This is a genomic window from Pseudomonas sp. FW305-7, from assembly GCF_058786735.1.
In genome coordinates, this window is record NZ_JBYSZA010000006.1 from 39,502 (window position 1) to 61,666 (window position 22,165).

Below are 22,165 nucleotides of genomic sequence, written 5' to 3' on the forward strand. Positions count from 1 at the left end.
AGGCCTGACATGCTCAAGCAAGCACTGGCACAAAACGGTCTGATCGCGATCTTGCGTGGCCTGCACCCGCAGGAAGCCGCCGCTGTCGGAGAAGTCCTTTACGCAGCCGGATTTCGCGTCATCGAAGTACCGCTCAATTCCCCTTCGCCGTACGAAAGTATCCGCATCCTGCGCAAGACCTTGCCCGCCGATTGCCTGATCGGTGCCGGCACGGTGTTGACCGCGCAACAGGTCGAGCAAGTGAAAGAGGCCGGCGGCCAGGTAATCGTCATGCCGCACAGCGATGCCAAGGTCTTGCGCGCGGCGAAAGCGGCGGGCTTGTACCTGTCGCCGGGTGTTGCCACGCCGACGGAGGCGTTCGCGGCGCTGGAGGAGGGCGCGGACATTCTCAAGTTGTTCCCGGCCGAGCAGATGGGCCCGGCGGTCGTCAAAGCCTGGCTCGCGGTGTTGCCGTCCGGAACGGTGCTGGCGCCGGTCGGCGGGATCACACCGGACAACATGCAGGCGTTTATCGACGCCGGGGTGAAAGGCTTCGGACTGGGTTCCGGGCTGTTCAAACCGGGCATGACGCCGGAGCAGGTTGCGGTCAATGCCAAGGCGTACGTGGCTGCGTGGAAGGCTCTTCGCTAAGACTTTTTTGGCGCTGCGTGCGCTGCATCCAAATAAGAGAGACAAGCAGATGAAAATCACCAAACTCACCACTTTCATCGTGCCGCCGCGCTGGTGCTTCCTCAAGGTCGAAACCGACGAGGGCGTGACCGGTTGGGGCGAGCCCGTGGTTGAAGGTCGCGCACACACCGTTGCTGCCGCCGTCGAGGAATTGTCCGACTACCTGATCGGCAAAGACCCACGCAACATCGAAGACATCTGGACGGTGTTGTATCGCGGCGGCTTCTACCGTGGCGGCGCCATCCACATGAGCGCGCTGGCCGGTATCGACCAGGCGCTGTGGGATATCAAGGGCAAGGCCCTCGGTGTCTCGGTCAGTGATCTGCTCGGTGGTCAGGTGCGCGACAAGATCCGCGTGTATTCATGGATCGGTGGTGACCGCCCGGCCGACACCGCACGTGCGGCGAAAGAGGCGGTGAGCCGTGGTTTCACTGCGGTGAAAATGAACGGCACTGAAGAACTGCAGTTCCTCGACACCTTCGAAAAAGTCGACCTCGCCTTGGCCAACGTCGCCGCCGTGCGCGACGCGGTGGGGCCGAACGTCGGCATCGGTGTCGATTTCCATGGTCGAGTGCACAAGCCGATGGCCAAAGTGCTGATGAAGGAACTCGACCCGTACAAACTGATGTTCATCGAAGAGCCTGTGCTCAGCGAAAACTACGAAGCGCTGAAAGAGCTGGCACCGTTGACCAGCACACCGATTGCCCTCGGCGAGCGGCTGTTCTCGCGTTGGGACTTTAAACGCGTGTTGAGCGAAGGCTACGTTGACATCATCCAGCCGGACGCTTCCCACGCGGGCGGCATTACCGAAACCCGCAAGATCGCCAACATGGCCGAAGCCTACGACGTCGCGCTGGCGTTGCATTGCCCGCTGGGGCCGATTGCGCTGGCAGCGTGTTTGCAGCTGGACGCGGCTTGTTACAACGCGTTTATCCAGGAGCAAAGCCTGGGCATCCATTACAACGAGAGCAACGACTTGCTCGACTACGTGAAGGATCCGCGCGTGTTCGATTACGACAAAGGCTTCGTGAAGATCCCGAACGGCCCGGGCCTGGGCATCGAGATCAACGAGGAATACGTGATCGAGCGCGCGGCGGTCGGCCACCGCTGGCGCAACCCGATCTGGCGCCATGCCGATGGCAGCTTTGCCGAGTGGTGAGTCTGCCCTGATACACCGAAAGTCTTTGTGGGAGCTGGCTTGCCAGCGATGACGGCATCCAGCATTGATGTGACAGTTACATCGCCATCGCTGGCAAGCCAGCTCCCACAGTTTGATCTCCATGGATGGGTGATTTGCGTCATGACCTCAAATAAACATAAGAAGAGGCATCTCTCATGCAACCGCAAACCCTCACCGGGCAGGCGTCTTTAGTCACGCCCAGCCGCAAGCGGTTTTTCATCATGGTGTTGCTGTTTATCACCGTGGTCATCAACTACCTCGACCGCAGCAACCTGTCGATTGCCGCGCCGGCCCTGACCAGTGAGCTGGGTATCGATCCGATCCATGTCGGCCTGATCTTTTCCGCGTTCGGCTGGACTTACGCGGCCATGCAGATCCCCGGCGGCTGGCTGGTCGACCGGGTGCCGCCGCGCATTCTTTACAGTGTCGCGTTGTTGCTGTGGTCGCTGGCCACCGTGATGCTCGGTTTTGCTGCCAGTTTCATCGCGCTGTTTGTGCTGCGCATGGCGGTCGGGGCGCTGGAAGCACCGGCGTATCCGATCAACAGCCGCGTGGTGACGACGTGGTTTCCTGAGCGTGAACGCGCCACGGCGATTGGTTTTTACACGTCGGGGCAATTTGTCGGTCTGGCGTTTCTCACCCCGGTGCTGGCTTGGCTGCAACATGAATTTGGCTGGCACATGGTCTTCGTCGCCACTGGCGCGGTGGGCATTATCTGGGCGGTGATCTGGTACGCGGTGTATCGCGAGCCGCGGGATTTCAAGGGCGCCAACGATGCAGAAATCGATCTGATCCGCGAGGGAGGCGGCCTGGTGGATATCCAGGCTGAGACCGCCAAGGTAAAAGCCAAATTCAGCTGGACCGACCTCGGCATCGTCCTCACTAAACGCAAGTTGTGGGGCATCTATCTCGGCCAGTTCTGCCTCAACTCGACGCTGTGGTTTTTTCTGACGTGGTTCCCGACCTACCTGGTGAAATATCGCGGCATGGACTTCATTAAGTCTGGCCTGTTGGCGTCGCTGCCATTTCTTGCCGCGTTTATCGGCGTGTTGTGTTCGGGGTTCTTTTCCGACTTTTTGATCCGTCGTGGTTATACCGTCGGTTTCGCACGCAAGTTGCCGATCATTGGCGGGCTGCTGATTTCCACTTCGATCATTGGCGCCAACTTCGTTGAGTCAACGCCGCTGGTGATTGCGTTTCTGGCCCTGGCGTTTTTCGGCAACGGTCTGGCGTCGATCACCTGGTCGCTGGTTTCGACCCTCGCGCCGGCGCGTCTGCTCGGCTTGACCGGTGGGGTGTTTAACTTCATCGGCAACCTGTCGGCGATTGCCACGCCGATCGTGATCGGTTTCCTCGCCAGTGGTGATTCCTTTGCTCCGGCGATCACCTACATCGCGGTTCTCGCACTGATTGGCGCTTTGTCCTACGTGCTGCTGGTGGGCAAGGTCGAACGTATCGAGTTGTAGTGGTCAGCATCGGGCGACCATAATGCCGCCCGTTCCCTCGCTCAACGGTAAAGGCTGGATATGCAGGAAGACGCCCCGGAAAAAACCAAGGACGCCGCGCCCACCGGCACCCAGACGCTATTGCGCGGCTTGGGTGTGGTGCAGGCAGTGGCGAGTGGCGCCCGTGATCTCAAAGAGATTGCCCGACTGATCGGCACCACGCGCAGCACCACCCATCGTCTGGCCAGTTGCCTGGTCGACGAGCGCTACCTGCGCGTGGTGCCGCAAGTCGGTTATCTGCTCGGGCCGAAGCTGATCGAGCTGGGTTTCCAGGCGCGCGAAGAGTTGCCGCTGGTGAGTCTGGCCGGGCCGTATCTGGACGAGTTGTCGGCGTTGACCGGCGACACGGTGCACTTGGGCATTCGTGAAGGCGACGAAGTGCTGTATCTGCTGAAGAACCCGGGACGCAACGGCCCGGAAATGCGTTCGCGGGTCGGCCATCGCATGCCGCTGGCACGGACCGGTATCGGTAAGGCGTTGATGCTCGATGACTCGCCGAAAGATTGGCAGCGTCTGTACGACATCAGCCTGCCGGCGGGTGGGAAAAGTCAGTTCTGGCCGCAGCATCCCCAGCAGTCGTGGGAACAGCTTGAGCAGCGCATGATCGAGTACGTCGCGGGTGGCTACGCGTTCGATCTGGAGGACAACGAACCGTCGATCCGCTGCGTGGCGGCGCCGATTCGGGATGCGAGCAAGGGCATCGTGGCGGCGATCAGTATCGCCAGCACCGTGCCGTACATGCCGCTGGAAAAAATGGCCGAGCTGATCCCCCTGATCAAAGGGGTCACAGCCCGGCTCTCGGCGGAACTCGGTCTGAAGATTTAAACCTTGAGCGTCGCCATGTCGATCACGAAACGGTACTTCACGTCACCGGCGATCATTCGGGCGTAAGCCTCGTTGATCTGGCGGATGTCGAGCATTTCGATGTCGCAGGTGATGTTGTGTTCAGCGCAGAAATCCAGCACTTCCTGGGTTTCTGCGATGCCGCCGATCAAGGAACCTGCCAGCACGCGGCGGCTCATCACCAGTTTGCCAGCGTGTACCGGCGGATCAACCGGCTCGATCAGGCCGACCAGAATGTGCACGCCGTCGAAACGCAGGGTGTCGAGGTACGGGTTGAGATCGTGCTGTACCGGGATGGTATCGAGCAGGAAGTCGAAGTAACCGGCAGCGGCTTTCATTTGCTCGGCATCGGTGGAGACGATCACATGATCGGCACCCTGACGGCGACCTTCTTCAGCCTTGCTCGCTGAACGGGTGAACAGCGTGACTTCGGCGCCCATGGCTTTGGCGAACTTGATGCCCATGTGGCCGAGGCCGCCCATGCCGAGAATCCCGACCTTGTCGCCGGCCTTGACGCCGTAGTGCTTGAGCGGCGAGTAGGTAGTGATGCCGGCGCAGAGAATCGGTGCGGCGCTGGCCAAAGCCAGTTTTTCCGGAATGCGCACGACGAAGTGCTCGCTGACCACGATGCTGTCGGAGTAGCCGCCCATGGTGTTGCTGCCATCGACCCGATCCGGGGTGGCGTAAGTCATGGTCGGACCTTCGAGGCAGTATTGCTCAAGGTTCGATTGGCAGGCTTCGCAGGTGCGGCAGGAGTCGACCATGCAGCCAACGCCGACCAGATCGCCTACCTTGTGTTGTGTGACATTCGCACCGATCGCGGTGACTTTTCCGACGATCTCATGGCCTGGCATCAACGGGTAAACGGCGATGCCCCATTCGTTGCGCGCCTGGTGGATGTCGGAATGGCAGACGCCGCAGTAGAGGATTTCGATGGCGACGTCGTCGGCCCGTGGGCTGCGGCGTTCGAACTTCATCGGGGCGAGGGGCGTGGTGGCCGATTGGGCGGCATAGCCGATGGCGGTGTACATGTGGAACCTCGCAAAAGCAGTGACAAGTGAGGCGGCGCATTCTGGGCGCCGACTGACGGTCCGGCCATGACGATTCCTCCGGGTCTCATGCCTAATCCTCCGGCATGCGGGTTTGCTCGGTCGCATTGGCAAAAGGATCTGCGATGATGCTTTCATCCCTTTTTTCGTGATTTTTGTGAAGAACATGTCGATGCAATTGACCCGTCACCTTGATGCCAATGCCACGCTGGTTTCGCTGATCGAACCGCTGGCGCTGCGCGATGGTTACAGCCAGACCGGGTTGCCGGGAGTGCAGGTGCTGCGTGCCAGTTGCGACGTTGCCCGTGGCCCGCACATTTACGAGCCGAGCCTGATGATCATCGCCCAGGGCAGCAAACTGGCGTTTCTCGGGCCTCGGACGATGGAGTACGGTGCCGGGCATTATCTGATTCAGGCGCTGCCGGTGCCGTTCGAGTGCGAAACCTTTGCCTTGCCGGATGCGCCATTACTCGGCGTCTCTGTGGCGATTGATCGCGTCTTGCTGGGCGAACTGGTGCTGGCGATGGGGCTGGCGCCGGGGCGACACATCCCGGCGCAAACGCCGGAGTCGATGACTTCGGTGGTGCTCGACGATGACATGCGCGGCTGTGTCGAGCGCTTGCTGAGTTGTCTGCACGATCCGCTGGAATGCCAGATTCTTGGGCCGGCGCGAGTCCGTGAGTTGCTGTTTACGGCATTGCGTGGGCCGCAGGCCGATGTGTTGCGTGCGCTGGTCGAGCAGCAGGGGCAGTTTGCGCGGGTCGCAGCGTCGATCAGTCATCTGCATGCGCATTACACCGAGCCGTTGAACGTCGAGACCCTGGCCGGTTGCGCGAACATGAGTATTTCGACGTTTCATGAGCATTTCAAACGCAGCACGTTGTTGTCGCCGGTGCAGTATCTGAAGCGTTTGCGGTTGTTGAAAGCGCAGACGTTGTTGGTAGCGGAAGGACTCGGTGTGGCGCAGGTGGCGCACCGTGTGGGGTATCAGAGTACGTCGCAGTTCAGTCGCGAGTACAAGCGCTATTTCGAGCGCAGTCCGGGTGATGAGCGCGCTGCTTGAGGATTTACACAGTCCGTGTGGGAGCTGGCTTGCCAGCGATGAGGTCGGCACATTCAACATAGATGTCGCTTGATCCACCGCCATCGCTGGCAAGCCAGCTCCCACAGGTGTTGATGTGATGCACTGAACCGCAGGCAACAAAAAGGCCCCCATTTCGGGAGCCTTGATGTTCAGCGCTTCGACTTACATGTTTGGATAAGTCGGGCCGCCGGCGCCTTCCGGCGTGACCCAGGTGATGTTCTGCGAAGGGTCCTTGATGTCACAGGTCTTGCAGTGCACGCAGTTCTGGGCGTTGATCTGGAAGCGTTTCTCGCCATCTTCCTTGGTGATCACTTCGTAGACGCCGGCCGGGCAGTAGCGCTGCGCCGGTTCGTCGTACAGCGGCAGGTTCTTGCTGATCGGGATGCTCGGATCGGTCAGCTTCAGGTGGCAGGGCTGTTCTTCTTCGTGGTTGGTACCGGAGATGAACACCGAGCTGAGTTTGTCGAAGCTGAGTTTGCCGTCGGGTTTCGGGTAGTCGATCTTTTTGCAGTCGGCTGCCAGCTTCAGGCAAGCGTAGTCCGGCTTGGTGTCATGCAGGGTGAACGGCAGTTTACCGCCGAAGATGTTCTGGTCCAGCCAGTTGAAACCACCGCCGACGATGGCGCCGAACTTGTGGATCGCCGGGCCGAAGTTGCGGCTGGCGAACAGTTCGTCGTAGAGCCAGCTCTTTTTGAAGGCGTCGACGTAAGTGGTCAGCTCTTCGGTGCCATCCTTCTCGGCGAACAGCGCGTCGGCCACAGATTCTGCGGCGAGCATGCCCGACTTCATTGCGGTGTGGCTGCCTTTGATCTTGGCGAAGTTCAGAGTGCCGAGGTCGCAACCGATCAGCGCACCGCCCTTGAAGACCATTTTCGGCAGCGAGTTCAGGCCACCCTTGCAGATCGCGCGGGCGCCGTAGCTGACGCGCTTGCCGCCTTCCAGGTACTGAGCCAGCACCGGGTGATGCTTGAGACGCTGGAATTCGTCGAATGGCGACAGGTAGGTGTTGCTGTAGGACAGGTCAACGATCAGACCAACCACCACCTGATTGTTTTCCAGGTGATAGAGGAACGAGCCGCCGGTATTTTCAGTGCCCATGATGTCCAGCGGCCAGCCGGCGGTGTGTACTACCAGACCTGGCTGATGTTTGGCCGGGTCGATTTCCCAGATTTCTTTCAGGCCGATGCCGTAGTGCTGAGCGTCGGCATCGCTGTCGAGGTTGAAGCGCTTGATCAGTTGTTTGCCGATGTGGCCACGGCAGCCTTCGGCGAACAGCGTGTATTTGCCACGCAGTTCCATGCCCGGGGTGTACAGGCCTTCTTTCGGATTACCTTCACGGTCGACGCCCAGATCACCGGTGATGATCCCGCGCACGATGCCGCTTTCGTCGATCAATGCTTCCTGAGCGGCGAAGCCCGGGTAGATTTCCACGCCGAGGTTCTCGGCCTGCTGGGCCAGCCAGCGGCACAGGTTGCCGAGGGAAATAATGTAGTTGCCTTCGTTGTGCATGGTCTTGGGCACAAAGAAGTCAGGAATCTTTTGCGCACTGTCGGCGTTTTTCAGCACGAAAATGTCGTCGCGGGTGACCGGGGTGTTCAGCGGGGCGCCGAGTTCTTTCCAGTCCGGGAACAACTCGTTCAGGGCACGAGGTTCGAATACAGCACCGGACAGGATGTGTGCGCCGACTTCGGAGCCTTTTTCGACCACGCAGACGCTGATTTCCTTACCGGCTTCGGCGGCCTTCTGCTTCAGACGGCAGGCGGCGGACAGGCCAGCGGGGCCGGCACCGACGATGACCACGTCGAATTCCATGTATTCGCGTTCCACAGGCTATCTCCTACTCAAGGCTCAACAGTTTTTTTTCTAATTTGGAGGTTTGATGTCGCATCCGTTATGCCTTTACGTTAACGTCAAGGGGGATAAAGGAGAAGCCACCTTTCTCTCTAGGGGGCGCATTATATCTACACCACTCCGAGCGTCCAATACAAACGTTTGTTTGAATTGGCTCCAGCCCAGAGAAATCAAAGAAGCGCGGCTTATGAACGACCATTTTGCCGTATTGACCGGAATAGGCGTTCCGGTCAAGATACGGGCGGTTTTGCGCTCGTCGTAGGCAGACTGGCGGTTTCAAGAGCACCTCTAAAGACAGGGCACAGGCAGTAGAAGGTGATGCGCAGCGCAGGTCCGGCGCGCAGTTTACACAGCGTGAAGATCCATGACTTGTCAGTCACCACTGACGAACGGTCACAGCTCCTCTCACCGTGAATCACCCCGCACCCATGTCGGCGTTTTTAGAGGTGCCCTTTTAGCCTGATGAGCATCAACCGCCAGGTTCGCCTAGGCGACTTTCTTTTCACCGGAGAGTAACGAGGAATCCATGAAGGTTCTTGTAGCTGTCAAACGCGTTGTGGATTACAACGTCAAGGTTCGCGTCAAGGCGGACAATTCCGGCGTCGATCTCGCCAACGTCAAGATGTCGATGAACCCGTTCTGCGAAATCGCAGTGGAAGAAGCCGTACGCCTGAAAGAGAAAGGTGTTGCGACTGAAATCGTCGTCGTCTCCATCGGCCCGACCACCGCTCAGGAGCAGCTGCGTACCGCACTGGCTCTGGGTGCCGACCGTGCCATCCTCGTCGAATCCGCTGAAGATCTGACCTCGCTCGCCGTGGCCAAGCTGCTCAAGGCTGTGGTCGACAAGGAACAGCCTCAGCTGGTGATCCTTGGTAAACAGGCCATCGACAGCGACAACAACCAGACCGGCCAGATGCTCGCTGCACTGAGCGGCTACGGTCAGGGCACGTTCGCTTCGAAAGTCGAAGTCTCGGGCGACAGCGTTGCCGTGACCCGCGAAATCGACGGCGGCGCGCAGACTGTTTCGCTGAAACTGCCAGCGATCGTCACCACCGACCTGCGTTTGAACGAGCCGCGCTACGCGTCTCTGCCAAACATCATGAAAGCCAAGAAGAAGCCTCTCGAAGTGCTGACTCCAGACGCTTTGGGCGTTTCCACCGCCTCCACCAACAAGACCCTGAAAGTCGAAGCGCCGGCTGCACGCAGCGCAGGTATCAAGGTCAAGTCGGTGGCTGAACTGGTCGAGAAACTGAAAAACGAAGCGAAGGTAATCTGATCATGACTATCTTGGTAATCGCTGAACACGACAACAAGGTGCTGGCTCCGGCCACACTGAACACCGTGGCTGCTGCTGCCAAAATCGGCGGCGACATCCACGTTCTGGTTGCAGGTCTTGGCGCTGGCGCCGTGGCTGAAGCTGCTGCGAAAATCGCTGGTGTGAGCAAAGTCCTGAACGCTGACAATGCCGCTTACGCGCATCAGTTGCCGGAAAACGTTGCTCCTCTGGTTGCTGAGTTGGGCAAGGGCTACAGCCACATCCTGGCTGCCGCGACCTCTAACGGCAAAAACATCCTGCCGCGCGTTGCCGCTGCGTTGGACGTTGACCAGATCTCCGAGATCATCTCGGTCGAAAGCGCTGACACCTTCAAGCGCCCGATCTACGCCGGTAACGCCATTGCTACCGTGCAATCGACCGCTGCGATCAAAGTGATCACCGTGCGTGCCACCGGTTTCGACCCGGTGGCTGCTGAAGGTGGTTCGGCTGCCGTTGAAGCAGTCGCTGCTGCGCACGACGCTGGTATCTCCAGCTTCGTCGGCGAAGAACTGGCCAAGTCCGATCGTCCGGAACTGACCGCTGCCAAGATCGTCGTTTCCGGCGGCCGCGGCATGCAGAACGGCGACAACTTCAAACACCTGTACGCTCTGGCCGACAAGCTGGGCGCTGCCGTGGGTGCTTCGCGCGCCGCGGTCGACGCAGGTTTCGTACCGAACGACATGCAGGTCGGTCAGACCGGCAAGATCGTTGCGCCACAGCTGTACATCGCCGTCGGTATCTCCGGCGCGATCCAGCACCTGGCCGGCATGAAAGACTCCAAAGTGATCGTTGCGATCAACAAGGACGAAGAAGCGCCGATCTTCCAGGTGGCCGATTACGGTCTCGTGGCTGATCTGTTCGAAGCGGTACCTGAGCTGGAGAAGCTGGTCTAATCCAGCGGCTTCACTTATAAAGAGCCCGACCTTTTGGTCGGGCTTTTTTTTGACTCGGATTTGAGCGGGAGCGTTTTGCCATGGATCTGCGCCGCAGGTTGTTATTAGGATTGATCCTCTTGCCGGGGATGGCTGCGGCTGCCGGCAAGTGCGAGCGCCTCGTCGTCACCGGCAGCCCGGACGCGCCGCCGTACCTGTGGCAGGATCCGCAGAACCCCAAACAACTGATCGGTGCGAGCGCCGACCTGTTGCAACAAGTCGCCAAAGACCTCGGCATAAAGGTCGAGTTGCTTTACGCCGGCAAACGCTCGCAAGCCCTCGACGAAGTGCGCAGCGGGCGCATGGACATGCTGGCTGATGCGCCGCTGGCCTTCACCGAGCTGGAAAATCTCGACTACATCCATCCGCCACTGCTGGAAAACGACTATCTGGTGTGGACCCGCAAGGGCTCGACGCTGGCTTACAGTGAAGCCCGCGACCTGCACGGTCATACGGGTGGCTTGTCGGAAAAGTCTCGTATGACCCAGGCATTCGGCACTTTCGCCGAGCAGAATCTGACCCTGACCCGGACAGCAAACCTCACTCAGGCCTTTCAGAAATTGCTGTTGGGTGAAGTGGAATATGTACTCGCTGGCCGCTACTCCGGCATGGCCGCCGCGCAGGCGCTGGGTATGGCCAATGACCTGCTGGCGTTTGAGCAACCCATCGATCGGCCGGGGCTGTTCCTCGCGGTTTCCCATAACTCGGCGTGCAACGATCCGTGGTTGCGCGGACAGTTGGCCAAAAAGATGACAGAATTGCCCGCGTCCGGACTGACGGAAGCCGCGCTGCAACGCAATATCGAGCGCTGGAAGGCGCAGCAGCAACAGCCGCAACAACCTGTCAGTGCCCCAAAACAGTAGGGATTCTTAGTGAGTATTCGACCTCTTTTCGCGGCTGTGGCCGTTCTGGCCTTGGCCGGTTGCGCGACCGATCCGGCACCCGTTGAACAAATGCGCCTGACCGAACAGACCATTGCCCAGGCCAAGGCCGTAGGCGCCACCGCTGATGACGTGCCGGAAATGAAACTGGCCGAAACCAAATACAACCGCGCCAAAGGCAACATGGCCGACGAGTCCTACCGCAATGCGCGCATGCGCGCGGAACAGGCCGAACTGGATGCGCGTCTGGCCGAAGCCAAAGTGCTGACGCAAAAGAGCGAAGAGCAGGTGAATGTGCTCAACACCCGCATCGCCCGTTTGCGCAAGCAGTTGGGAGACGCCCAATGAGCCTCAAGCCCAGAATTCTCGGTGGTCTGATCCTCGCCGGTTGCGCCAGCCTTTACGGCTGCGCCGGGCAACACAGCGAATCCGCTTTGCAAGAAGCCGGCGCCGATTTCCAGAAGGTCAAGGAAGACTCCAACGTGCTGCGTATTGCGCCGAAAGACGTGATTCGCGCTGGTGAGTCCCTGGCCCGTGCCGATCGCCTGTCCACTTACTGGGGCAGTGGTTCGGACGTGGTGCATTACGCCTACCTGAGCCAGCGCTACAGCGAAATCGCCCGCGAGCATACTAATCAGGTGCTTAACGAGGAGCGCGCTGCCAAGCTCGAACTGGAGCGTCAGCGTCTGCAACTGGCCCTGCGTGAATCGAAACTGCTAAGCGTGCAGCAACAGGGCAAATGGCTCGAAGAACAAATCGTCGCGCTGGCCACCACGCAGACCGATCGTGGTCTGGTGATGACCCTCGGTGATGTGTTGTTCGACACGGGTGAGGCGGAGCTGAAAAACTCGGCCAATCGTGTCGTCCTGAAGATCGTGCAGTTCCTGCAGTTGAACCCGAAGCGTGTGGTACGCATCGAGGGCTATACCGACAGCACCGGCGGCAAACAGGAAAACCTCAAACTGTCCCGCGACCGCGCGCAATCGGTGGCCGATGTGCTGATGGATCTGGGCATCGACGACAAACGCATTCAAGTCGAAGGTTACGGCGACGAATACCCGGTGGACGCCAACGCTTCCGAGCGTGGACGCGCACAGAACCGTCGCGTTGAAATTGTTTTCTCCGACGAAAAAGGCCAGCTCGGCGCCGCCCGCTGAGGGTTGCGTCTCTGGAAAGCCCGGGCTGTCATGCAGTACCGGGCTTTTTTACGTCTGTCGAATAGCTCGCAAATCGATACAGTTGTGGCAGACACTGCACTGTATGGTCGACTAGAGTGACAACTGTCCCAGTACACTTCTAAACTGTTCCGGTATTGTTTCACACAAGAATAAAATGCCCGTGAAATCGAGTGCTGCGTCATGACCAATCTCTTGCTCTACCAACGTATTGCTCAGCAACTGGCCGAAGACATTCGCCGTGGTGTCTATCAGCCAGGGGAGCGCGTGCCTTCGGTGCGCAAGATGAGTTCGCAGCTCAACGTCAGCCATGCGACGGTTTTGCAGGCATACGCCAACCTCGAGGATCAGGGGCTGATTCGTGCGCGGCCGCAATCAGGTTATTACGTGCACCAGACGCCTGCGCTGACGGCACCGACGCCGGATATCGCCCGGGTCGAGCGCCCCGGGCTGGTTACGCGCAGCAGCATCATTCAACAGGTGCTGGTCGAGTCGCGCCGCGAAGGTGTCTTCCCGTTGGGCGCCGCCGTACCGAGTGTTGATTACTTGCCGGTGCGGGCATTGCATCAGCAATTGGCCAAAGTCACGCGCTTCCACAGTCCGCGTGCGTTCAGCTACATGTTCAGCCCGGGTTTCGAACCGCTACGTCGACAAGTGGCGATCCGCATGCGCGACGCCGGAGTGGTGGTTGATCCCTCGGAAGTGGTGATCACCCACGGCTGCGTCGATGCCTTGCAGATGTCGTTGCGAGTGCTGACCCGTCCGGGCGATCTGATCGCCGCCGAATCACCGACCTATTACGGTCTGCTGCAACTGGCCGACCTGTTGGGCCTGAAAGTCATCGAAATCCCCAGCGATCCTGCCACCGGTATGAGCCTCGAAGCCCTGCAACTGGCGGCCAATCAATGGTCGATCAAAGCGCTGGTGCTCACCACGCGCCTGAGCAATCCGCTGGGCGGCACCATGCCCGAAGAGCGTCAGAAACAACTGCTGCGCCTGGCCTCGGATTTCGATATCCAGATCGTCGAGGACGACATCTATGGTGAGTTGATGTTCGAACAGGGGCGCACCAAAGCGCTCAAGGCCTACGATCGGCTGGACCGGGTGATCTACTGCTCGAGTTTCTCGAAAACCCTGTCGCCCGGTGTGCGCATCGGCTGGATGATTGCCGGCAAGTATCAGCAGGAAATTCAGCGTTTGCAGACCTTCAGCACGCATTCGGCGTGTAGCGTTACGCAGATGGCGATTGCCGCCTATCTGGAAAACGGTGGTTATGACCGGCATTTACGGTACATCCGCCAGGAATACCGGAAAAACCTCAGTGCCTTCCAGTTGGCGGTGCAGCAGTACTTCCCCGAAGGTACGCAAATGACCCGGCCCACGGGCGGTTTCATCCTTTGGGTGAGTCTGCCGGGGCGAGTCAATACGCAAGAATTGCATGTCCGCGCGTTGCAGCAGGGTATCAGCATCGCACCGGGACTGATTTTCAGTAACACCGAGCAATTCAACCACTGTATCCGCCTGAACTGCGGCATTCCGTGGAACCGTGAGGCGGAGCGGGCGTTGATGACGCTGGGCCTGCTGGCGACCCAACTGTGTCAGGAAACGGCCGGCGGATTCTGAACGAGCGGTCGGACATGCTTGTCTTGTGGCGTCCAACAAGCGAGCATATGGCCCTCTGCCGTTAGTGTCGTTGGGTCCATGAAAGCGATTTTTTCTGCCGCTGGGGTTTTGTTCTGTTTGCTGATGATCAGTCATGCGCCTGGTGTCATGGCGGCTGCGGCTCAGGAAAAACCGGCAGCGACGACCACAGCAAAAAAATCGGCGGCAGTTGAAAAGGCTGCGCCTGCGAAGAAGTCGCAGCAAAAAGCCGTTAAAAAACGCACCCCGATTGCCTCCAAGTCGAAACCTGCCAGCGAAGTGGTGAAAACCAAATTGCCGCCAGCCAAACTGGACTTGAGCCTGCCCAAGGACATGGTCCAGGAGCTGAAACCGCCTGGTACCGTCGTCCTGCCCAAACGCGAGCCGATCCTGCCGCAGTTTTTTGGCGAGAAAAACAGTGGGTTCCAGCTCAACGGCCGTTTGCTCAGCAACGAAATGCAGTTGCAACTGCGCAACGAAGAGCGCCGGGAAGTGGAAGGTGCGGCGTTGGATTTTGAATTCAAGCAGTAAATGCCATGCATCTGTGACCCGCGAACCAGACGCTTTGTCGGAGACTGGTCAGTCACATTCACTTATCCGTAAAAACCCCGGTTCAGGGAATTTTAAACAACCGTTTTAGCGGTTACTCTGTTCCGCGTGCCTTTTACACATCGCCCGTCGCGAGGAATTGTTCGTCATGAAATGCCGTGAAGGCTGTGGCGCTTGCTGCATTGCCCCTTCCATCAGCTCGCCGATTCCCGGCATGCCTGATGGCAAACCTGCCGGCGAACGTTGCGTGCAACTCTCGGTCGAAAACCTGTGCAGCATTTTCGGCCGCCCGGAGCGCCCGGCAGTCTGTTCCGGCTTCGCTGCTGATGTCGAAGTCTGTGGCAGCAGTTCGGAAGAAGCGATCAGATTGATCGGCTGGTGGGAGCAAATGACGGCGGCGTGATGTGTCAAACGAACGGAACTTCAACAATAAGGAATAAGACTATGGGTTCGCTGCATCGTATCGCTGTGTTGTGTGGTTTGACTGCTGTGCTGGCGACGTCCGTCGCTCAGGCTGAGGACTGGAAGGTCGCCAAGGAGCAGGATGGCATCAAGGTCTCGCTGGCCGAAGTGCCGGGTTCTGATTACAAGTCCTACCAGGGTGTAACCCTGATGAAGACCACCATTGCCAAACTGCGCGCCTTGCAGGAAGACGTCTCCGGCGCCTGCGCCTGGATCTACGAATGCAAGTCGCAGAAGCTGCTCAAGCACGAAGGCGATCAAAGCTGGACCTACACTCAGTTCAACACGCCGTGGCCAGTGACCTCGCGTGATTCGGTGCTGCACATCACCACGGTTGAAGGTGCTGATGGCAGTCTCACTCGTAACCTCGAAGGTCTGCCGAAGTACATTCCGGAAGAGAAAGGTTTCGTCCGTGTCACTCAGGTCAAAGGCTTCTGGAAGTTCGTACCGAAAGGCGATCAGGTCGAAGTGACCTATCAAGTGCACACCGAGCCAGGCGGCAGCGTCCCGGCGATGGTCGCCAACAAGTTTGTGGTTGATGCGCCGTTCAACACACTGAAAGCCCTGAAAGAACGCGCGGAAAAGTAATCGTCGCGCAGACAGCAAAACGCCCCGATCAAGTCGGGGCGTTTTGCTTTGTATCTATATTGTGTTTCCAGATATGCGTTGCACGAAATTTTCACAACCTGTTCAAGACAATTCGCCCGCGCTGTTTGCACGCTGTTCCGGTCTGCCGCCGCTTTAAATGAAAGTGTCGGATGGCGGGGCAGTAATCAATGGCAATGGTGCGAGTGATCGTGCAACATTTGCGCACCGCGCACGCCCCGGGGTCTGGAATGACCAACAGAGGGCATGGCGCCGCTGTATTTTTGCAACTTCAACTTCCAATGGGTCCTAAAACGACATGGCAAACCCGGACGCCCTGAATCAGCAGCGATCTTCTGCTCGCCTGCTGCAACCGACCGTCAAATCGCATCTGGCCTACACGCTGCTGTGTGCATTGGTCATGATGGTGATGTTTTCCGTGCTGCGCCTCGCGCTGCTGGTCTACAACCGCGAGATGATCCTCGACACCCCGGCCTCGACCTTCCTCGAAGCTTTCGCCAATGGCCTGCGTTTCGACCTGCGCCTGGTGGTCTACGTCTGCATTCCGCTGGTGTTGGCCCTGTTCAGCGCCCGGGCGATGGCCGCACGTGGTTTCTTCCGTCTGTGGCTGACGATCGCCTCGAGCATCGCGCTGTTCCTCGGCCTGATGGAGATGGACTTCTATCGCGAGTTCCACCAGCGCCTCAACGGCTTGGTGTTCCAGTACGTGAAAGAAGACCCGAAAACCGTGATGAGCATGCTCTGGTACGGTTTTCCGGTGGTTCGCTATCTGCTGGCCTGGGTGATTGGCACCGTTATTCTGACTCTGGCATTCAAAGGTGCCGACCGTGCCACGCGCCCGCGCGGGCCGTTCAGCGGTGGCAGCGTTAGCACCCGTCAGGTGGCGCCGTGGTACACACGCCTTGCGGTATTCGTGGTCTGCCTGCTGATCTGCGTGGTCGCGGCCCGTGGCACTCTGCGCCAAGGCCCGCCAATGCGCTGGGGCGACGTCTACACCACCGACTCGAACTTCGCCAACCAGCTCGGCCTCAACGGTACGCTGTCGCTGATCGCCGCCGCCAAGGACCGCATGGGCGAAGATCGCGACAACATCTGGAAAGCCACGCTGCCGCAAGAACAAGCGCAGAAAGTCGTGCGCGACATGCTACTGATGCCGGACGACAAACTGGTCGATGCCGACATCGCCGCCGTGCGCCGCGAGTACACGCCGCCGGCCGACAAGACCCTGCCGATCAAGAACGTCGTGGTGATCCTGATGGAAAGCATGGCCGGTCATTCGGTCGGCGCATTGGGGGCACCGGGCAACATCACGCCGTATCTGGACAAGTTGTCGAAGGAAGGCCTGCTGTTCGACCGCTTCTTCTCCAACGGTACGCACACCCACCAGGGTATGTTCGCGACCATGGCCTGCTTCCCCAACCTGCCAGGTTTCGAATACCTGATGCAGACCCCGGAAGGCAGCCACAAACTGTCCGGTCTGCCGCAGTTGCTCAGTGCCCGTGACTACGACGACGTGTACGTCTACAACGGTGACTTCGCCTGGGACAACCAGTCGGGTTTCTTCAGCAACCAGGGCATGACCAACTTCGTTGGCCGTAACGACTTCGTCAACCCGGTGTTCTCCGACCCGACGTGGGGCGTGTCCGACCAGGACATGTTCGACCGTGGTCTGGTCGAACTGAAGGCGCGGGAAAACGGCAAGCCGTTCTACGCATTGCTGCAAACCCTGTCCAACCACACGCCATATGCGCTGCCGACGCCATTGCCGGTCGAGCGCGTAACTGATCGCGGTTCGCTCAACGAACACTTGACCGCCATGCGTTACGCCGACTGGGCACTGGGTCAGTTCTTCGAGAAGGCGCGCAAAGAGCCGTACTTCAAGGAAACCCTGTTCGTCATCGTCGGCGACCACGGTTTTGGCAACGAACGCCAGATCACCGAAATGGACCTGGGCCGCTTCAACGTGCCGATGCTGATGATTGCCCCGGGCATTCAGGAGAAGTTCGGTACGCGTGACCACACCGTGGGTACGCAGATCGACATCGTGCCGACCATCATGGGTCGTCTGGGTGGCGAAGTGCGTCATCAGTGCTGGGGCCGTGACCTGCTCAACCTGCCGGAAGGCGACACCGGTTTCGGTGTGATCAAGCCGTCGGGCAGTGAGCAGACCACCGCCATCGTCACCGCTGACCAGATCCTCGTGCTGCCGAAAGACAAGGAAATGGGGCCGAAGATGTGGCAGTACCAGTTGGGTGCCAATCCACACGCCGAGATCGTGCCGAATGCACCGCGCACCGAAGAGTTGAAACTCAAGCTGGAGTCGTTCCTGCAAACGGCGACCAAGAGCCTGATGGACAACACCGCCGGTGTGATTAACGGCAAGCCGGACTGATTGCTCGTTAGCGCAAAATCCGCGCAATAAAAAAGAGGCCCTGAACAGGGCCTCTTTTTTTATGCCTGAATCTTTATATCCTGCCGAGTAACAACAGTACCAACAGCACGACCAACACCACGCCGATAATGCCCGAAGGACCGTAACCCCAACTTCTGGAGTGCGGGAAGACCGGCAGACCACCGATCAGCAACAGGATCAGGATAATGATAAGAATTGTGCCCATGTCGATTTCCTTGTTGATTGTGTTCGAGAAGTCTTGCTGTTCAAGGGGCGACTGGAGACTAAGTAATTCCAGACGGCTTATAAATTCCGACCGGTGCGGATGAAAGAAAATTCAATGTTTTTTTAAGGTATTTGGATTACTCGTTTATTTCCTTTACAGCGAATGATCAAAAGATCGCAGCCTGCGGCAACTCGTGCAGGAATCGATGTTGGAGCTGCCGCAGGCTGCGATCTTTTGATCCTCCATTCAGCAACTTGATGGAGCGTGGGCCCACACAGTTCCTTCGCTACACTCGGCGCATCTTTCCCGGAACAACAAGGCTGTCCGCTATGCAAAATCGCATGATGATCACTGGTGCAGGCTCGGGCCTGGGTCGCGAAATCGCGCTGCGCTGGGCGCGTGAAGGCTGGCGACTGGCCTTGTCCGACGTCAGCGAACCCGGTCTGCAGGAAACCCTGAAAATGGTCCGCGAGGCGGGCGGCGACGGTTTTATCCAGCGCTGCGATGTGCGTGATTACAGCCAGCTCACCGCGTTCGCTCAGGCCTGCGAAGAGAAACTCGGCGGCATCGACATCATCGTCAATAACGCCGGTGTCGCCTCGGGCGGGTTCTTCAGCGAGCTGTCGCTGGAAGACTGGGACTGGCAGATCGCGATCAACCTGATGGGCGTGGTCAAGGGCTGTAAAGCGTTCCTGCCGCTGCTTGAACAAAGCAAAGGCAAGATCATCAACATCGCCTCCATGGCCGCGCTGATGCAAGGCCCGGCGATGAGCAACTACAACGTGGCCAAGGCTGGCGTGGTGGCGTTGTCGGAAAGTCTGTTGATCGAACTGGCGCAACAGGAAGTCGGTGTGCATGTGGTTTGCCCGTCGTTCTTCCAGACCAATCTGCTCGATTCTTTCCGTGGCCCGACCCCGGCCATGAAAGCTCAGGTCGGCAAGTTGCTGGAAAGTTCGCCGATTACTGCTGCGGACATCGCCGACTACATCTATCAGCAAGTGGCGGCCGGCGAGTTCATGATTTTGCCTCACGAGCAGGGCCGCATGGCCTGGGCGATCAAACAGAAGAATCCGCAACTGCTCTACAACGAAATGACCGCCATGGCCGAAAAGATGCGTGCCAAGGCCAAGCAGAACAACGGCTAAACTTGCCCCTGGCTTGACGCGTCGATAGGGTGGCTGCAATGGTCACCCTGTCTGGACGTGCAAATGCTCAACTACCTGTGGTTCTTCCTCGCGGCGCTGTTTGAAATTGCCGGTTGTTTCGCCTTCTTCATGTGGCTGCGTCAGGGCAAAAGCGCCTTGTGGGTGATTCCTGCGCTGCTCAGTTTGACCCTGTTCGCGCTGTTGTTGACGCGCGTCGAGGCGGCCTATGCCGGTCGCGCCTACGCCGCTTATGGCGGGATCTACATCGTGGCTTCGATTGGCTGGCTGGCGGTGGTCGAGCGGGTTCGGCCGCTGGGCTCAGACTGGATCGGCGTGGCGTTGTGCGTGATCGGTGCCAGCGTGATTCTATTTGGTCCGCGCTTTTCCGCCGCGTGAGAAAACGCGTGTTTAACGATTTGCAGGAAATGTCTGAAGGGCGGCCGCGCTGCATGGCGTAGGGCATTACTGATTTGCTCGCCACGCATTGTAGAGCCGCCGCAAGCCGCGCATCTTCAGGGCTCGTTAACCCTGAAGGACGAATCTCATGCTTGTGCTCAGCCGTGTCGTTGGTGAGTTGATTTCAATCGGTGATGACATCACCTTGCGCGTTCTGTCCGTGAACGGTTCCAGTGTGCGCTTTGGCGTCGAAGCGCCACAGAAGGTCAATGTGCATCGCTCGGAGGTCTATGAGCGGATCCAGCGCAAACAAGCCACGGAAAAGCTTCGCTGAGGCTTTCAGTCGAACAGGTGCTTGGGCACGTCGTGTTTGAGCATCAGTTGGCACTGCTCGCTTTCCGGATCGAAGACGATCAGTGCCTGGCCTTTGGTCAGCGCCTGGCGCACGCGCAATACGCGGGTTTCCAACGGGGTGTCGTCGCCGTTGTCGGTGCCGTCGCGGGTGACGAAATCCTCGATCAGGCGGGTGAGGGTGTCGACTTCAAGGGCGTCGTAAGGAATGAGCATGGGCACCTCGGCTAAATCAATGGCGGGATGCTACGGCGATTGATGTTGGGCTGCCAGTTTTTGTGTTGCCTGTGCCGGCCTCATCGCTGGCAAGCCAGCTCCCACAGTATTTGAGGGGTACACAAATACTGTGTTCCACCCTGAACCTGTTGGAGCCAGCTCCCACAGTATTTGTGGGGTACACAAATACTGTGTTCCACCCTGGACCTGTTGGAGCCAGCTCCCACAGTATTTGAGGGGTACACAAATACTGTGTTCCAACCTGAACCTGTGGGAACCAGCTCCCACAGTATTTGTGGGGTACACAAATAATGTGTTCCACCCTGAACCTGTGGGAGCTGGCTTGCCAGCGATGGGGCCGGTCCTGTCACCGCAGAAAATGGATTAACTCTCCGAACGCTGCCCCACCAGACTGTCCACCGACGGCACTCGTGTATCGCTTTCCATCTGCGTGTCATGCTCGATCTGATGACTGAAGCGGTCCAGTGACGCATTGGCTGGCGCCGCATCGCTGGCGAATACCGGCGGACTCAGAATGTAGGCCCCGAGCAAGCGACTGAGCGCCGCGAGGCTGTCGATGTGCGTGCGCTCGTAACCGTGAGTCGCGTCGCAACCGAAGGCGAGCAGGGCGGTGCGGATGTCGTGGCCGGCGGTCACCGCCGAGTGTGCATCGCTGAAGTAGTAGCGGAACAGGTCGCGGCGCACCGGTAGCTCGTTTTCACCGGCCAGACGCAGCAAGTGCCGCGACAGGTGATAGTCGTAGGGCCCGCCGGAATCCTGCATGGCCACGCTCACCGCGTGTTCGCTGGAGTGCTGCCCCGGCGCGACCGGTGCAATGTCGATGCCGACGAACTCGCTGACGTCCCACGGCAATGCCGCCGCCGCGCCGCTGCCGGTTTCCTCGGTGATGGTGAACAGCGGATGACAGTCGATCATCAGTTCCTGGCCGCTGTCGACGATGGCTTTGAGCGATGCCAGCAGCGCGGCAACGCCGGCCTTGTCGTCGAGATGGCGAGCGCTGATATGGCCGCTTTCGGTGAACTCCGGCAGTGGATCGAACGCCACCACATCGCCGACGCTGATGCCCAGCGAGTCGCAATCGGCCTTGGTCGCGCAGTAGGCGTCCAGACGCAGCTCGACGTGATCCCAACTGATCGGCATCTCATCCACGGCGGTGTTGAAGGCATGCCCGGAGGCCATCAGCGGCAACACGCTGCCGCGAATCACGCCGTTGTCGGTAAACAGGCTGACGCGACTGCCCTCGGCAAAGCGGCTCGACCAGCAGCCGACTGGGGCGAGGGTCAGGCGACCGTTGTCTTTGACTGCGCGCACAGCGGCGCCGATGGTGTCCAGATGCGCGGAGACGGCGCGGTCGGGGCTGTTTTTCTTGCCCTTGAGCGTGGCGCGAATGGTCCCGCGGCGGGTCATTTCGAAGGGAATGCCGAGCTCTTCAAGACGTTCGGCGACATAGCGCACGATGGTGTCGGTGAACCCGGTGGGGCTGGGAATGGCGAGCATTTCCAGCAGGACTTTTTGCAGGTAGTTGAGATCTGGTTCAGGGATTTGTGTGGTCATGGAAACTCCTGATGGGTTGAGCACATCGATGGTTTCGATGAGAGGAAATTTTGTGTTGCCTGATCGGCCTCATCGCTGGCAAGCCAGCTCCCACACGTTTCATGGTGCACACAAAAACTGTG

Annotated in this window: 23 protein-coding genes; 18 read left to right on the forward strand and 5 right to left on the reverse strand. The window is 59.0% G+C overall.

What is annotated here, in order from left to right:
- Positions 1–9: 9 nt before the first annotated feature.
- From AC3WMT_RS10095 to AC3WMT_RS10110, 4 genes are all read left to right on the forward strand, one after another.
- Positions 10–630, forward strand: a complete 621-nt coding sequence (locus AC3WMT_RS10095) for a 2-dehydro-3-deoxy-6-phosphogalactonate aldolase (RefSeq protein ID WP_103306678.1) — start codon at positions 10–12, stop codon at positions 628–630.
- A 49-nt stretch (positions 631–679) separates the two neighbouring features.
- Positions 680–1,828: a galactonate dehydratase gene (gene dgoD / locus AC3WMT_RS10100; RefSeq protein WP_007908327.1), complete on the forward strand. Its 1,149-nt coding sequence runs from the start codon at positions 680–682 to the stop codon at positions 1,826–1,828.
- 176 nt (positions 1,829–2,004) lie between these two features.
- Positions 2,005–3,315 (forward strand): MFS transporter, encoded by a 1,311-nt coding sequence (locus tag AC3WMT_RS10105; RefSeq protein WP_103306677.1) that lies wholly within the window; start codon positions 2,005–2,007, stop codon positions 3,313–3,315.
- Between the two features lie 60 nt (positions 3,316–3,375).
- On the forward strand, positions 3,376–4,179 hold the full coding sequence (locus tag AC3WMT_RS10110; RefSeq protein ID WP_103306676.1) for an IclR family transcriptional regulator: 804 nt from the start codon (positions 3,376–3,378) through the stop codon (positions 4,177–4,179).
- On the opposite strand, the gene AC3WMT_RS10115 is transcribed toward AC3WMT_RS10110, so the two are convergent.
- On the reverse strand, positions 4,176–5,228 hold the full coding sequence (locus AC3WMT_RS10115) for an NAD(P)-dependent alcohol dehydrogenase (protein ID WP_103306675.1): 1,053 nt from the start codon (positions 5,226–5,228) through the stop codon (positions 4,176–4,178). The two genes, AC3WMT_RS10110 and AC3WMT_RS10115, sit on opposite strands and share 4 nt — an antisense overlap.
- A 190-nt stretch (positions 5,229–5,418) precedes the next feature.
- On the opposite strand from AC3WMT_RS10115, the gene AC3WMT_RS10120 reads away from it, so the two are divergent.
- Complete coding sequence (locus tag AC3WMT_RS10120) at positions 5,419–6,309, forward strand: AraC family transcriptional regulator (protein WP_103306711.1); 891 nt, start codon at positions 5,419–5,421, stop codon at positions 6,307–6,309.
- A 183-nt stretch (positions 6,310–6,492) separates the two neighbouring features.
- On the opposite strand, the gene AC3WMT_RS10125 is transcribed toward AC3WMT_RS10120, so the two are convergent.
- Positions 6,493–8,157 (reverse strand): electron transfer flavoprotein-ubiquinone oxidoreductase, encoded by a 1,665-nt coding sequence (locus tag AC3WMT_RS10125; RefSeq protein WP_103306674.1) that lies wholly within the window; start codon positions 8,155–8,157, stop codon positions 6,493–6,495.
- Between the two features lie 550 nt (positions 8,158–8,707).
- Between AC3WMT_RS10125 and AC3WMT_RS10130 the strand changes: the two genes are divergently transcribed.
- From AC3WMT_RS10130 to AC3WMT_RS10175, 10 genes are all read left to right on the forward strand, one after another.
- Positions 8,708–9,457, forward strand: a complete 750-nt coding sequence (locus AC3WMT_RS10130; protein ID WP_007908338.1) for an electron transfer flavoprotein subunit beta/FixA family protein — start codon at positions 8,708–8,710, stop codon at positions 9,455–9,457.
- Positions 9,458–9,459: 2 nt separating this feature from the next.
- Positions 9,460–10,389, forward strand: coding sequence for an electron transfer flavoprotein subunit alpha/FixB family protein (locus tag AC3WMT_RS10135; RefSeq protein WP_492577763.1), 930 nt, complete (start codon positions 9,460–9,462; stop codon positions 10,387–10,389).
- Between the two features lie 80 nt (positions 10,390–10,469).
- Positions 10,470–11,291 (forward strand): substrate-binding periplasmic protein, encoded by an 822-nt coding sequence (locus tag AC3WMT_RS10140; protein WP_103305640.1) that lies wholly within the window; start codon positions 10,470–10,472, stop codon positions 11,289–11,291.
- A gap of 9 nt (positions 11,292–11,300) precedes the next feature.
- Positions 11,301–11,657, forward strand: a complete 357-nt coding sequence (locus AC3WMT_RS10145; protein WP_103305641.1) for a DUF4398 domain-containing protein — start codon at positions 11,301–11,303, stop codon at positions 11,655–11,657.
- Positions 11,654–12,466: an OmpA family protein gene (locus tag AC3WMT_RS10150; protein WP_103305642.1), complete on the forward strand. Its 813-nt coding sequence runs from the start codon at positions 11,654–11,656 to the stop codon at positions 12,464–12,466. The genes AC3WMT_RS10145 and AC3WMT_RS10150 overlap by 4 nt, the downstream gene beginning before the upstream one ends.
- Before the next feature lie 201 nt (positions 12,467–12,667).
- The gene (locus AC3WMT_RS10155; RefSeq protein ID WP_103305643.1) at positions 12,668–14,107 is read left to right on the forward strand and encodes an aminotransferase-like domain-containing protein; all 1,440 of its coding nucleotides are present in this window, start codon (positions 12,668–12,670) and stop codon (positions 14,105–14,107) included.
- A gap of 78 nt (positions 14,108–14,185) precedes the next feature.
- Positions 14,186–14,656: a translation initiation factor 2 gene (locus AC3WMT_RS10160; RefSeq protein WP_103305644.1), complete on the forward strand. Its 471-nt coding sequence runs from the start codon at positions 14,186–14,188 to the stop codon at positions 14,654–14,656.
- A 166-nt stretch (positions 14,657–14,822) separates the two neighbouring features.
- The gene (locus AC3WMT_RS10165) at positions 14,823–15,077 is read left to right on the forward strand and encodes a YkgJ family cysteine cluster protein (protein WP_007908349.1); all 255 of its coding nucleotides are present in this window, start codon (positions 14,823–14,825) and stop codon (positions 15,075–15,077) included.
- A 41-nt stretch (positions 15,078–15,118) separates the two neighbouring features.
- Positions 15,119–15,724, forward strand: a complete 606-nt coding sequence (locus tag AC3WMT_RS10170; RefSeq protein ID WP_103305645.1) for an START domain-containing protein — start codon at positions 15,119–15,121, stop codon at positions 15,722–15,724.
- Between the two features lie 316 nt (positions 15,725–16,040).
- Positions 16,041–18,134, forward strand: coding sequence for an LTA synthase family protein (locus AC3WMT_RS10175; RefSeq protein WP_103305646.1), 2,094 nt, complete (start codon positions 16,041–16,043; stop codon positions 18,132–18,134).
- A gap of 73 nt (positions 18,135–18,207) precedes the next feature.
- Here AC3WMT_RS10175 and AC3WMT_RS10180 read toward each other — a convergent pair whose 3' ends face one another.
- Positions 18,208–18,366 (reverse strand): DUF3309 family protein, encoded by a 159-nt coding sequence (locus AC3WMT_RS10180; RefSeq protein ID WP_169432680.1) that lies wholly within the window; start codon positions 18,364–18,366, stop codon positions 18,208–18,210.
- Between the two features lie 323 nt (positions 18,367–18,689).
- Here AC3WMT_RS10180 and AC3WMT_RS10185 point away from each other — a divergent pair, with 323 nt between their 5' ends.
- From AC3WMT_RS10185 to csrA, 3 genes are all read left to right on the forward strand, one after another.
- Complete coding sequence (locus AC3WMT_RS10185; protein WP_103305647.1) at positions 18,690–19,505, forward strand: SDR family oxidoreductase; 816 nt, start codon at positions 18,690–18,692, stop codon at positions 19,503–19,505.
- A gap of 63 nt (positions 19,506–19,568) precedes the next feature.
- Positions 19,569–19,901, forward strand: coding sequence for a YnfA family protein (locus AC3WMT_RS10190; protein WP_003226957.1), 333 nt, complete (start codon positions 19,569–19,571; stop codon positions 19,899–19,901).
- A 148-nt stretch (positions 19,902–20,049) separates the two neighbouring features.
- Positions 20,050–20,235 (forward strand): carbon storage regulator CsrA, encoded by a 186-nt coding sequence (csrA, locus tag AC3WMT_RS10195; protein ID WP_103305648.1) that lies wholly within the window; start codon positions 20,050–20,052, stop codon positions 20,233–20,235.
- 5 nt (positions 20,236–20,240) lie between these two features.
- Here the strand turns inward: csrA and AC3WMT_RS10200 are convergent, their stop codons facing one another.
- Both AC3WMT_RS10200 and AC3WMT_RS10205 read right to left on the reverse strand, forming a co-directional pair.
- Entirely contained in the window at positions 20,241–20,468 is a 228-nt protein-coding gene (locus AC3WMT_RS10200) for a YheU family protein (protein WP_003192759.1), read from the reverse strand.
- Between the two features lie 384 nt (positions 20,469–20,852).
- The gene (locus AC3WMT_RS10205; RefSeq protein ID WP_103305649.1) at positions 20,853–22,043 is read right to left on the reverse strand and encodes an osmoprotectant NAGGN system M42 family peptidase; all 1,191 of its coding nucleotides are present in this window, start codon (positions 22,041–22,043) and stop codon (positions 20,853–20,855) included.
- Positions 22,044–22,165: the final 122 nt, after the last annotated feature.